Annotated in this window: 10 protein-coding genes; 4 read left to right on the top strand and 6 right to left on the bottom strand. The window is 70.8% G+C overall.

What is annotated here, in order from left to right; genetic code table 11:
• Positions 1-4 precede the first annotated feature (4 nt).
• The 4 genes from FS825_RS08530 to FS825_RS08515 all read left to right on the top strand — a co-directional run bounded on the left by FS825_RS08530 (position 5) and on the right by FS825_RS08515 (position 2732).
• Positions 5-1222, top strand: coding sequence for a phosphoglycerate kinase (locus FS825_RS08530; protein ID WP_144712112.1), 1218 nt, complete (start codon positions 5-7; stop codon positions 1220-1222).
• Positions 1219-1998, top strand: coding sequence for a triose-phosphate isomerase (gene tpiA, locus FS825_RS08525; protein ID WP_144712111.1), 780 nt, complete (start codon positions 1219-1221; stop codon positions 1996-1998). The genes FS825_RS08530 and tpiA overlap by 4 nt, the downstream gene beginning before the upstream one ends.
• Before the next feature lie 119 nt (positions 1999-2117).
• Positions 2118-2369 carry a preprotein translocase subunit SecG gene (gene secG / locus FS825_RS08520; protein ID WP_056124375.1) on the top strand — a complete coding sequence of 84 codons (252 nt, stop codon included), beginning with the start codon at positions 2118-2120 and terminating at the stop codon, positions 2367-2369.
• Between the two features lie 3 nt (positions 2370-2372).
• Entirely contained in the window at positions 2373-2732 is a 360-nt protein-coding gene (locus FS825_RS08515; RefSeq protein WP_144712110.1) for an RNA polymerase-binding protein RbpA, read from the top strand.
• Between the two features lie 592 nt (positions 2733-3324).
• Here the strand turns inward: FS825_RS08515 and pgl are convergent.
• From pgl to tkt, 6 genes are all read right to left on the bottom strand, one after another.
• On the bottom strand, positions 3325-4095 hold the full coding sequence (pgl, locus tag FS825_RS08510; protein ID WP_144712109.1) for a 6-phosphogluconolactonase: 771 nt from the start codon (positions 4093-4095) through the stop codon (positions 3325-3327).
• 96 nt (positions 4096-4191) lie between these two features.
• Complete coding sequence (locus FS825_RS08505) at positions 4192-5136, bottom strand: glucose-6-phosphate dehydrogenase assembly protein OpcA (protein WP_144712108.1); 945 nt, start codon at positions 5134-5136, stop codon at positions 4192-4194.
• Positions 5133-6671 carry a glucose-6-phosphate dehydrogenase gene (gene zwf, locus FS825_RS08500; protein ID WP_144712107.1) on the bottom strand — a complete coding sequence of 513 codons (1539 nt, stop codon included), beginning with the start codon at positions 6669-6671 and terminating at the stop codon, positions 5133-5135. Before zwf ends, FS825_RS08505 begins: the two co-directional genes overlap by 4 nt.
• Before the next feature lie 15 nt (positions 6672-6686).
• A complete protein-coding gene (locus FS825_RS08495) occupies positions 6687-8291 on the bottom strand; it encodes a glucose-6-phosphate isomerase (protein WP_144712106.1) in 1605 nt (534 codons plus the stop codon).
• Position 8292: 1 nt separating this feature from the next.
• On the bottom strand, positions 8293-9405 hold the full coding sequence (gene tal, locus FS825_RS08490; RefSeq protein ID WP_144712105.1) for a transaldolase: 1113 nt from the start codon (positions 9403-9405) through the stop codon (positions 8293-8295).
• Between the two features lie 128 nt (positions 9406-9533).
• Entirely contained in the window at positions 9534-11627 is a 2094-nt protein-coding gene (gene tkt / locus FS825_RS08485; RefSeq protein ID WP_144712104.1) for a transketolase, read from the bottom strand.
• Between the last annotated feature and the right edge of the window lie 412 nt (positions 11628-12039).

The raw sequence follows: 12039 nt of genomic DNA, 5'->3' as shown, positions 1-12039 counted from the left end.
GCGCATGGCTCTCCGCACCCTCGAGGACCTCGGCGACCTCGCCGGCAAGCGGGTCGTCGTCCGCTGCGATCTGAACGTCCCGCTCAAGGACGGCACGATCACGGACGACGGCCGCGTCCGGGCGTCGCTGACGACCCTGAACACCCTCATCACCGCCGGCGCACGGGTCATCGTGATCTCGCACCTCGGTCGCCCCGACGGCTCGCCGGCTCCGGAGTACTCGCTCGCCCCCGTCGGCCAGCGGCTCTCGGAGCTGCTCGGGAAAGAGGTCACGTTCGTCGGCGAGACCGTGGGCGACGAAGCGACCGCCGCCGCCGAGGACCTCGAGGACGGCGACGTCCTGCTGCTCGAGAACCTCCGCTTCAACCCGGAGGAGACCTCGAAGGACGCCGCCGCGCGCAGCGACTTCGCGGACCGCATCGCAGCGCTCGGTGACGCGTTCGTCTCCGACGGCTTCGGTGTCGTGCACCGCAAGCAGGCCTCGGTGTACGAGCTCGCGTCGGCGCTGCCGTCGGCTGCCGGCTCGCTCATCGAGACCGAGCTGGGTGTGCTCGAGCGGCTGACGTCCTCGCCGGAGCGGCCGTACACGGTCGTGCTCGGCGGTTCGAAGGTCAGCGACAAGCTCGGCGTGATCGACCACCTGCTGCCGCGGGTGGACACGATCTGCATCGGTGGCGGCATGCTCTTCACCTTCCTCGCGGCCCAGGGCCACGGGGTCGCGAAGTCCTTGCTCGAGGCCGACCAGCTCGACACCGTCCGGTCCTACCTCTCGCGGGCGGACGAGCTCGGCGTGACGATCGACCTGCCGACCGACGTCGTCGTGGCCTCCGGCTTCGCGGCCGACGCCGCGCACGAGACGGTCGCCGCCGACGCCATCGAGTCGACGTCGTTCGGCGCCGACGGCATCGGGCTCGACATCGGTCCGGAGACGGCAGCGCGGTTCGCGTCGGCCGTGTCCGCATCGAAGACCGTGTTCTGGAACGGCCCGATGGGCGTGTTCGAGTTCCCGGCCTTCGCCGCCGGCACCAAGACCGTCGCGCAGGCGCTCACCGAGGTCGACGGCCTCGGGGTCGTCGGTGGCGGCGACTCGGCCGCCGCGGTCCGGTCCCTCGGGTTCTCGGACGACCAGTTCGGGCACATCTCGACCGGTGGTGGTGCGAGCCTCGAGTTCCTCGAGGGCAAGCCGCTCCCCGGTCTCGAAGCGCTGGGGTGGTCCGCATGAGCCGTACGCCGCTGATCGCCGGCAACTGGAAGATGAACCTGGACCACCTCCAGGCCATCGCCACGGTCCAGAAGCTCGCGTGGACGCTGAAGGACGCGCGCCACGACTTCGACGACGTCGAGGTCGCGGTGTTCCCGCCCTTCACCGACCTCCGCAGCGTGCAGACGCTCATCTCGGCCGACAAGCTCCCGATCCGCTTCGGCGCGCAGGACTTGTCGCAGTTCGACTCGGGCGCGTACACGGGTGACGTCTCCGGCGCCTTCCTCGCCGCGCTCGACGCCCAGTACGTCATCGTCGGGCACTCCGAGCGGCGCACGCTGCACGGTGAGACCGACGAGGTCGTGGCCGCCAAGACCGCGGCCGCCGTCAAGCACGGGCTCGTCCCGGTGGTCTGCGTCGGCGAGACCGGTGCGCAGCGCGAGGAGCGCGGCGCCGGGGTCGTGCCGGTGGAGCAGCTCCAGGTCGTCCTCGACGCCGTGAAGCCGTCCGAGATCGTCGTCGCGTACGAGCCGGTCTGGGCGATCGGTTCCGGACAGGCCGCGACCGCCGAGCAGGCACAGGACGAATGCGCGGCGCTCCGTCGCGGGATCGCCGCGGCCTGGGGCGACGAGGCTGCTGCCGCGACGCGCGTGCTCTACGGCGGGTCGGTGAAGTCGGGCAACATCGCCGGCTTCCTCCGCGAGCCCGACGTCGACGGCGCGCTCGTCGGTGGTGCGTCGCTCGACGTGCAGGAGTTCGCGGCCATCGCGCGCTTCCGCCAGCACGTCGGACTCTGATCCAACCGCTCAGGCCGGTCGTGTCCGCACGGCCGGCCTGAGCCACGCCCAGCCCGCGGGCCCGGTCCGGTCGATCGGGCCGGTATACTCGCATGGCTGACTGACACGAAAGGTACGTCGTGGCGATACTCTCCGTCGTGCTGCAGGTCCTGCTCGCAATCACGAGCCTCCTGCTCACGCTCCTCATCCTGCTGCACAAGGGCCGCGGTGGCGGCCTCTCCGACATGTTCGGCGGCGGCGTGACGAGCAACCTCGGGGCGTCCGGCGTCGCCGAGCGCAACCTCAACCGCATCACGGTGATCCTCGGTCTGCTCTGGATCGTGTCGATCATCGTGCTCGGTCTCATCAACAAGTTCACGGCGGGGAGCTGATCCATGGCTAGCGGAGGCAGTGCAATCCGGGGTTCGCGCGTCGGTGCGGGCCCGATGGGGGAGCAGGACCGCGGGGTCCAGGCCGAACGAGTGGCGATCTCCTACTGGGACGCCCTCGGCAACGAGGTCGTGCGGTACTTCGCCGCCGGCCTCCCCGACGAAGAGATCCCCGAGACGGTGGACTCGCCGACGAGCGGGCTCCCGGCCGGCCGCGACAAGGAGAACCCTCCCGTCGTCGCGAAGACCGAGCCGTACAAGACGCACCTGGCGTACGTGAAGGAACGTCGTACCGAGGAAGAGGCAGCGCAGCTCCTCGAGGACGCCCTGCAGCAGCTCCGGCAGCGCCGCGGTACCGCGAAGTAGTACCCGTTCGACACGAGGCCCCCACACCACTCCGGTGCGGGGGCCTTCGTCGTGCGGCGCCCGCGCCCGCGCCGCGGCGCGCGCCGGCGCCGGCGCCGCCGCCGAGCGGGCGCAACACGCCGCAGGCGTGTCGCCGAGCGGGCGGAACCCGCCGGCCGGGGCCGCCGAGCGTGACGGATACTGCCCGCTCGGGGAGCGCGGAGGGCGCCCACCGGCCGAGCGGGCGGGAGCCCGCGCTGGCGCAGGCGGCCGTGCGCCGCCGCTCGCCGAGCGGGCGAGACACGCCGCAGGCGCGTCGCCGAGCGGGCGGAAGCCGCCGCGCCGCGCCGCCGAGCGTGACGGATACTGCCCGCTCGGCGCGCGGAGGGCGGGCGCGGGCGGAGCGGGCGGGAGCCCGCGCGGGCGCCCGCGCCCGTCGCCGAGCGGGCGGGACACGCCGCAGGCGGGTCGCCGAGCGGGCGGAAGCGGCCGCGCGGCGACGCCGAGCGAGACGTATATTGCCCGCTCGGGCGAGCGGGCGCACGCGCCCCACACACGGACGGGAGGCGCGGTGCCAGCCGGCACCGCGCCTCCCGTCAGGACGTGCGAACGTCTAGTACGTCGACGCGATCAGGTTCTCGGGAACGTCACGGGCCGCGTCCTGGTCCACGAAGAAGACCGTGCGCTTGCGACCCTGCACGCCACCGACGGGGACCTCGTCCACCGCGGCACCGGCGAGGGCGAGCCCGAGCACCGAAGCCTTCTCGGCACCGGACAGGATGACCCACACCCGCTGCGACGCGTTGATCACCGGGAAGGTCACGGTCAGGCGCTGCGGCGGCGGCTTGGGGGAGTCGTCGACGGACAGGACGGCGCGGTCCTTCACGGCGAGCTGCGGGAACTCGGGGAAGAGCGACGCGGTGTGGCCGTCGGGGCCGACGCCGAGCAGGGTGATGTCGAACCGCGGGGCGACGGCGCCGTCCGGAGCGGCGTCCTGCAGTTCGCGCTCGTACTGCGACGCAGCCTCGTCGATCGTGAGACCGGCGTCCGAGGCGGCCATAGGGTGGATGTTCGACGACGGGATGTCGACGTGGTCGAAGAAGTCGGTCTGCGTCCCGGTGATGTTCCGATCGGCGTCGCCGGCCGGCACCCAGCGCTCGTCGACCCACCACACGTGCACCTTCGACCAGTCGACGCTCTCGCGCGCCTGCGACTGACCGATCGCGGCGAGGACGAGCGAGGATACGGAGCCACCGCTGATGGCGATGTCCGCGCGCTCCTGCTCGTCGAGCACGTCGATGATCTTCGTGATGAAGCGGGCGGCGACCGAAGCGCCGAGGGCCTGCTTGTCCGGGTGCACCAGCACCCGCCGTTCGTTGGTCACGTGACTCCCGTGTTCATGGCGGCCGAGCGGTCGTCCGACCGCCTTCGGTCCGACCGGGCCCCGGCGTGTGCCGGGGCCCGGTCGTGTGGGACCCGCTCAGCCGGCGATGGACTCGCGCAGCCGGGGGACCCCGTGCTTGACGACGTCTCCGAAGAGGACGTCCGGGTCGAGTCTACGGAGTTCCTCGGCCAGGCAGTCGCGCAGGTTGCGGCGCGGCAGCGACAGGTCGTGCGTCGGCTGTCCGGGCATCGAGAGCGTGGCGACGTCCACGAGGGACCGTTCGAGCTCGATGGTGCCGGACTCGCGGACGAGCTTCACCCCGTGGATGCCGCTCGACCCCGTCGCACGCGGCGACGTGACGACGGCGACCGGGACCTCGAGCTGCAGCTCGAGCCAGGCGGCGAGCAGGATCGTCGACGGGCTGTCGTACGCCCCCGAGACCTCCACGCCGATGACCGGCTCGTACGGCGGCTGGTCGAGCGCCGCGGCGAGCTGGTTCCGCCAGAGGGTGAGGCGGGTCCACGCGAAGTCCGTGTCGCCCGGGACGTACGAGGCGCCGAGCGCGTCGATCGCCCCGTTCGGGTCCTTCTGCGCGGCGGCGTCCGTGATGCGGCGCTGGGCGATGCGGCCCAGGGCGGACGCGGACGGCTGCTCCGGTGCGGTCTGCGGCCACCAGGCCACGACGGGTGCGTCCGGCAGGAGGAGCCCCGTGACGAGGCTCTCCTCGTCGGTCGCGGTCTCGCCGTACGCACGGAGGACGATGACCTCGCTCGCACCAGCGTCGCTGCCCACGCGGATCTGCGCGTCGAGGCGGCCGGGCGACTTCGTGTCACCGTCGTTCTTCGACACGATGATGACGCGCATCGGGTGCTCGCGCGACGCCTCGTTCGCGGCCTCGATCGCCTCTTCCTCGTGGCCGAGGGCCGTCGAGATGATGAGGGTCAGGACGCGTCCGAGGGCGACGGCGCCGCCCTCTTCACGGATGTGGACGAGCTTCTTCTGGATCTTCGAGACCGTGGTGTTCGGCATGTCGATCTTCATGGACGCCTCCAGGTCCGGCCGTCGCGGGCGAGCAGGGCGTCGGCGGACGCCGGACCCCACGTGCCGGGACGGTACTGCTCGGGCTGGCCCTGCGTGGCCCAGAACTCCTCGATCGGGTCGAGGATCTTCCACGACAGTTCCACCTCTTGGTGACGGGGGAACAGGGGCGGGTCGCCGAGGAGCACGTCGAGGATGAGTCGCTCGTACGCCTCGGGGGACGCCTCGGTGAACGCGTGGCCGTAGCCGAAGTCCATCGTCACGTCGCGCACCTGGGTGCCGACGCCGGGGACCTTCGAGCCGAACCGGAGCGTGACGCCCTCGTCCGGCTGGACACGGATCACCAGGGCGTTCTGTCCGAGCGGCGACTGCGTGTTGCCATAGACGTCCTCGGGGACGCGCTTGAAGACGATCGCGATCTCGGTCACCCGGCGGCCGAGGCGCTTGCCCGCTCGCAGGTAGAACGGGACGCCCTGCCAGCGACGCGTGGCGATGTCGAGCTTGATCGCCGCGAACGTCTCGGTGCCGGACTCCGGGTTCATCCCGGCTTCCTCGAGGAACCCGAGCACCTTCTCGCCGCCCTGCCAGCCGCCGGCGTACTGCCCGCGCGCCGTCGCCGTGGCGAGGTCCGCGGGGAGCCGGACTGCAGAGAGCACCTTCTCCTTCTCGGCACGGAGGTCCGCGGCCTTGAACGAGACGGGCTCCTCCATCGCGGTGAGCGCGAGGAGCTGCAGCAGGTGGTTCTGGATGACGTCGCGTGCCGCTCCGATGCCGTCGTAGTACGCGGCACGTCCGGCGACGCCGATGTCCTCGGCCATCGTGATCTGCACGTGGTCGACGTAGTTCGAGTTCCAGATGGGTTCGTACATCTGGTTCGCGAACCGGAGCGTCAGGAGGTTCTGGACGGTCTCCTTGCCGAGGTAGTGGTCGATGCGGAACACGTCGTCGGGGGCGAAGACGCTCTCGACGATGGCGTTCAGCTCGCGCGCGGTGCGGAGGTCGGAGCCGAACGGCTTCTCGACGACCACCCGGCTCCACGAGTCCTCGTGCTTCTCGGTCAGGCCGGACAGCTTGAGCTGCTCGGTGACGACCGGGAACATCTTCGGCGGGATGGACAGGTAGAACGCGTGGTTGCCCAGCGTGCCGCGCTCCGCGTCGAGGTCGTCGACGGTGCGCTTGAGTTCGCGGAACGCTTCGGGGTCGTCGAACGAGCCCTGCACGAAGCGGATGCCCTGTTCGAGCTGACGCCAGACGTCCTCGTCGAACGGGGTGCGGGAGTGCTCCTGGACCGCGTCGTGCACGAGCTGGGAGAAGTCTTGGTTCTCCCAGTCACGCCGAGCGAACCCGACCAGTGCGAACCCGGGCGGCAGGAGCCCCCGGTTCGCCAGGTCGTAGACCGCGGGCATCAGCTTCTTGCGCGACAGGTCGCCCGTCACGCCGAAGATGATGAGGGTGCTGGGTCCCGCGATCCGGTTCAGTCGACGGTCCGTCGGCAGCCGGAGCGGGTTGTGCTCCGGGGTGATTGCCACCGGTGACATGAGTCGGTGAACTCCTTACGAGTCGGTGGAGACGGCGGCGGTCAGTGCTGCGGTGGCAGCGGCGACGTCCGTCGTCGTGAGGGTCAGGACCGGCCGGCCGTGCTGCGCGAGGACACTCGCGTCACCGGCGGCCTGGGCCTGGATGAGTTGGCCGAACGTGAACGGCCGGCCGGGGACGGCGAGGTCGTCGGGTTCGTCGGCGACGATCTGCAGGAACACGCCGTTGGCCGGACCACCCTTGTGGTACTGGCCGGTCGAGTGCAGGAACCGCGGGCCGTAGCCGAACGTGACGGGTCGTCCGGTGCGCGCCGCCAGGGCGTCGCGCAGCGGTTCGAGGGCCTGGTTCGCGGTGCGGTCCACGTAGGCCTGCACAGCCAGGTAGCCGGTCGCGTCCACTTCGTCCAGGAGGCGCGACACGGCTTCCGCGAGCGTGGTCCCGGCCGTCAGTCCCCCCGTCGCGCGGACGGCGGTGCCGTCCTCGGTGAAGGCGGGTTCCGTCGGCTCGGGTCGGTCGTCGAGCAGGGCGCGCGCGGCGACCTTGGCCGCCTCGACGTCGGGCTGGTCGAACGGGTTGATGCCGAGCAACCGCCCGGCGACGGCGACGGCGTACTCCCACGTGAGGAGCTGTCCGCCGAGCGTCCCGGTGATCTCGACCTCGCCCTCGGCGACGTGCCGCTCTTCTTCGCGGGAGCCGACGAGGCGGATGACCTGCAGGTCCGGCAGACCGGCCGTGACCTCGGGCGAGTCGACGTCGAGCACGACGGGGAGGAGGCCGCTGCCGTCCTTCCCGGTGGACTCGGCGATCAGCTGTTCGACCCAGTCGCCGAACCCGACGATGTGGGTGCCGTCCGGGACGATGCCGATCTTGTCGCGCAACGGCGCGGTGCCACCGAGGACGGCACCGAGCACGAGGCCCGGGTTCTCGTCGGTGTCGACCGCGAGGAGCGCGGAGATGGCGTCGGCCTCGTCGAGCAGTTCGACGATGTCGGCGCCGGCGAGACCGGACGGCACCAGGCCGAACGCGGTCAGCGCGGAGTAGCGGCCGCCCACGGTCGGGTCGGCGGTGAAGACGCGGTACCCGGCGGCGGTCGCCTCGGCCTCGAGCGGGGAGCCCGGGTCCGTGACGACGACGATGCGCGACGCCGGATCGATGCCGGCGTCACGGAAGGCCTGCTCGTACACCCGGCGCTGCGAGTCGGTCTCGAGGGTCGAGCCCGACTTCGACGAGACGACGAGGACGGTGCGGTCCAGCTGGTGCTCGACGGCCGCCCGGACCTGGGCCGGGTCGGTCGAGTCGAGGACCGTGAGCGGCACCCCCGCGGTCCGGGTGATGACCTCGGGCGCGAGGGACGAGCCGCCCATGCCGGCGAGGACGACGTGGTCGACCCCGTCGGCGGCGAGCTGCTCGCGGAGTGCGATGATCTCGGCGACGAGCGGACGGGAGACCGAGACGGCCTCCACCCACCCGAGGCGGTTCGACGCCTCGGCCTCGGCGTCCGGGCCCCAGAGTTCGGGGTCCTGGGCGGTGATGCCCGAGGCCACCAGGTCGGTGACGAGGCGCGGGACCACCGTGTCGATGGCCCGCGCCGCGTCACCGCTGGCGGCGATGGAGACGGTCAACTTACTTCGCGCCCTCGAGTGCGGTCTTGACGGTGTCGACGAGCTCGCCCCACGAGACGTTGAACTTGTCGACGCCTTCCTTCTCGAGCAGCGCCACGACGTCGTCGTAGTCGATGCCCTGCGCGGCGAGCTGGTCGAGCACGTCCTGCGCGGCGTCGAAGGTGCCGGCGATGGCGTCGCCGTGGATCTCCGCGTGGTCGAACGTGGCGTCGAGGGTCTTGCCCGGCATCGTGTTGACGGTGTTCGGGGCGGCGAGCTCGGTCACGTAGAGCGTGTCGGGCAGCGACGGGTCCTTGACACCGGTCGAGGCCCAGAGCGGGCGCTGCGTGTTCGCACCCGACTCGAGCAGGCCGAGGGCGCGCTCGGTGGCGAACGCCTCGGTCCAGACCTGGTAGGCGAGCTGCGCGTTGGCGATGCCGGCCTTCGACTTGAGGGCCTTCGCCTCGTCCGTGCCGACGGCGTCGAGGCGCTTGTCGATCTCGGAGTCGACGCGCGACACGAAGAACGACGCGACCGAGTGGATCTTCGAGAGGTCGTGACCGGCGGCCTTGGCCTTCTCGAGGCCACCGAGGTAGGCGTCGATGACGGCGCGGTAGCGCTCGAGCGAGAAGATCAGGGTGACGTTGACCGAGACGCCGGCGGCGATGACCTCGGTGATGGCCTCGAGGCCCTCGAGCGTCGCGGGGATCTTGATGAGGACGTTCTCGCGGCCGACCTTCTCGAAGAGGAACTTGGCCTGCTCGATGGTCTTCGCGGTCTCGTGGGCGAGGCCCGGCTCGACCTCGATCGACACGCGGCCGTCGAAGCCCTTGGTCGCGTCGTAGATCGGCTTGAAGAGGTCCGACGCGTTGGCGACGTCCTGCGTGGTGATCTCGAAGATCGCGTCGGTCAGCTCGGTGTCGGCGGCGGCCAGCTCCTTGACCTGCGCGTCGTAGCGCTCGCCCTTGGCGAGGGCCGAGGCGAAGATCGTCGGGTTCGTGGTGACGCCGACGACGTTCTTCTCGGCGATGAGCTGCTCGAGCTTGCCGGTCTCGAGCAGTTCGCGCGAGAGGTCGTCGAGCCAGATGCTCACGCCGACCGCGGAGAGGGCGGCGGTGGGGGTGTTCTCAGCCATGTGTTTCTCTTCTTTCCTTCATCGGCCGTCTGGCCGTGGTGTGGGGGACCGGGAGGCGCGTGGCGGGGCCGAGCCGCGCCTCCCGGAAGAAGGGCCGGGTCCGGCGAACCGGACCCGGCCCCGGTGGGTCAGGAAGCCGCGATCGATTCCTTGGCGGCGGCCACGACGTGCTCCGTCGTGAAGCCGAACTCCTTGAACAGCGTCTGGTAGTCGGCCGAGGCACCGAAGTGCTCGATCGAGACGCTGCGGCCCTTGTCGCCGACGATGTCGCGCCAGCTCATGGCGATGCCGGCCTCGACCGACACGCGCGCCGTGACCGCCTTCGGGAGGACCTGCTCGCGGTAGCTCTCGGGCTGCTCGAAGAACCACTCGAGCGACGGGGCGCTCACGACGCGGGCGTTGATGCCCTCCGCCTTGAGCTGCTCGCGCGCCTCGACCGCGATCTGGACCTCGGAACCGGTGCCGATGAGGATCACGTCCGGGGTGCCGTTCGGCGCCTCGGCCAGGATGTACGCACCCTTGGCGACGTTCTTCGCCGAGGCGAGCGTCTCGCCGGAGGCGTCACCCTCACCGCGCTCGAAGACGGGCAGGTTCTGGCGGCTCAGCGCGATGCCGGCCGGACGGTCCTTGTGACGGAGCATCTCGAGCCAGGCGTACGCGACCTCGTTGGCGTCGGCGGGGCGGACGACGTCCAGACCCGGGATCGCGCGGAGGGCGGTGAGCTGCTCGATCGGCTGGTGCGTCGGGCCGTCCTCGCCGAGGGCGATGGAGTCGTGCGTCCACACGTAGATCGCCGGCGCCTTCATGAGCGCGGCGAGACGGACCGCCGGGCGCATGTAGTCGCTGAAGATGAGGAAGGTGCCGCCGAAGGGGCGGGTGTTCCCGTGCAGGACGATGCCGTTGAGGATCGAGCCCATCGCGTGCTCGCGGATGCCGAAGTGCAGCACGCGGCCGTACGGGTCGGTGCTCCACGTCTTGGTCGAGGCCTCGGCCGGACCGAAGGACTTCGCGCCCTCGATCGTCGTGAGGTTCGACTCGGCGAGGTCGGCCGAGCCGCCCCAGAACTCGGGCATGAGCGGCGCGATGGCGTTGATGACCTTGCCGGAGGCGGCACGGGTCGAGACGGCCTTCTCGGTCGGGAAGACCGGGAGGGCTTCTTCGAGGCCCTCGGGCAGCTCGCCGGCGTTGATCCGGTCGAGGAGCGTCTTCTTCTCCGGGTTGGCCGCGGCCCACGCGTCGAAGGTCTTGGTCCACTCGGCGTGCTGCTCCTGGCCCTTGGCGACCGCGCCGCGGGTGTACTCGAGCACCTCGGGGTCGACGTCGAAGGTCTTCTCGGGGTCGAAGCCGAGGACCTCCTTGAGGCCCTTCAGCTCGTCGGCGCCGAGCGCCGAACCGTGGATCTTGCCGGAGTTCTGCTTGGTCGGCGACGGCCAGCCGATGATCGTCTTGAGGACGATGAGGGACGGCTTGGTCGTCTCGGCCTTGGCGGCTTCGACGGCGGCGTACAGGGACTCGACGTCCTCGGAGTACTCGCCGGTCTTCTTCCAGTCGACGTGCTGGACGTGCCAGCCGAGCGCCTCGTAGCGAGCCGCGACGTCCTCGGAGAAGGCGATGTCGGTGTCGTCCTCGATCGAGATCTGGTTCGAGTCGTAGAAGACGACCAGACGACCGAGCTGCTGGCGGCCGGCGAGGCTCGCGGCCTCGTTCGTCACGCCTTCCTGCATGTCGCCGTCACCGGCGATCACGTAGGTGAAGTGGTCGAAGGGCGACTCGCCGTCGGCGGTCTCCGGGTCGAACAGGCCGCGCTCGAAGCGCTGCGCGTAGCCGAAGCCGACGCCGGAGGCGAGGCCCTGGCCGAGCGGGCCGGTGGTGATCTCGACGCCGTCGGTGTGGCCGTACTCCGGGTGACCCGGGGTCTTCGAGCCCCACTTGCGGAGGTGCTGGAGGTCGTCGATCTCGAGGCCGTAGCCGTGCAGGTAGAACTGCACGTACTGCAGGATCGAGGCGTGACCGGCGGAGAGGATGAAGCGGTCGCGGCCGATCCAGGTGGAGTCGCTCGGGTCGCGACGCATGACCTTCTGGAAGAGGAGGTGGGCGAGCGGAGCGAGGCTCATCGCGGTGCCGGGGTGACCGTTGCCGGCGGCCTCGACCGAGTCGGCGGCGAGTACGCGGGCCGTGTCGACGGCCTTCCGGTCGATGGCGTCCCAGGTGAATTCAGCCACTTGGATGTTGACCCTTCATTGATGCGACATGTGCGAGGGCTCGTGCCATCGCACGGACATGATCGCCGTCCCGGGGCCGTTCGTCGTGTCGCCGTCTCGCGGCGGCCGACCGGCTCAAAGCGGCCGACGTCATCGGGGCGCGCACTGCGGGAGGGCGACTCCAGCATAGTGACCATGCACTCAGAAGGGGTTCAGGTGACGTCGGTTGTTCACTCGACGTCGGGGGGACCGGACACCGGCCGGGCGTGTCGGTGCCCGTCCGCCGCTCGTCGCGGTGTCGGGGCACTTCGGTCCGGATGGCGGGGCGGGCATCGTCGCGGCGCCTCGATGGCCTAAACTGATCGGGACCCGTGGACATTCCGGGTCGACGCACGCCCCGACGACGACGGAGCCGTTCACCGAGTGTGCGAGC

Origin of the sequence: Curtobacterium pusillum, assembly GCF_007680845.1 — a bacterium.
GTDB classification, from domain to species: domain Bacteria; phylum Actinomycetota; class Actinomycetes; order Actinomycetales; family Microbacteriaceae; genus Curtobacterium; species Curtobacterium pusillum_B.
This window is presented reverse-complemented; position numbering and strand designations above follow the sequence as displayed.

Coding starts and splice junctions, on each gene's coding strand:
- FS825_RS08530 (WP_144712112.1), top strand. CDS start 5: ATGGCTCTCCGCACCCTCGAGGACCTCGGCGACCTCGCCGGCAAGCGG.
- tpiA (WP_144712111.1), top strand. CDS start 1,219: ATGAGCCGTACGCCGCTGATCGCCGGCAACTGGAAGATGAACCTGGAC.
- FS825_RS08515 (WP_144712110.1), top strand. CDS start 2,373: ATGGCTAGCGGAGGCAGTGCAATCCGGGGTTCGCGCGTCGGTGCGGGC.
- FS825_RS08505 (WP_144712108.1), bottom strand. CDS start 5,136: ATGAAGATCGACATGCCGAACACCACGGTCTCGAAGATCCAGAAGAAG.
- zwf (WP_144712107.1), bottom strand. CDS start 6,671: ATGTCACCGGTGGCAATCACCCCGGAGCACAACCCGCTCCGGCTGCCG.
- tal (WP_144712105.1), bottom strand. CDS start 9,405: ATGGCTGAGAACACCCCCACCGCCGCCCTCTCCGCGGTCGGCGTGAGC.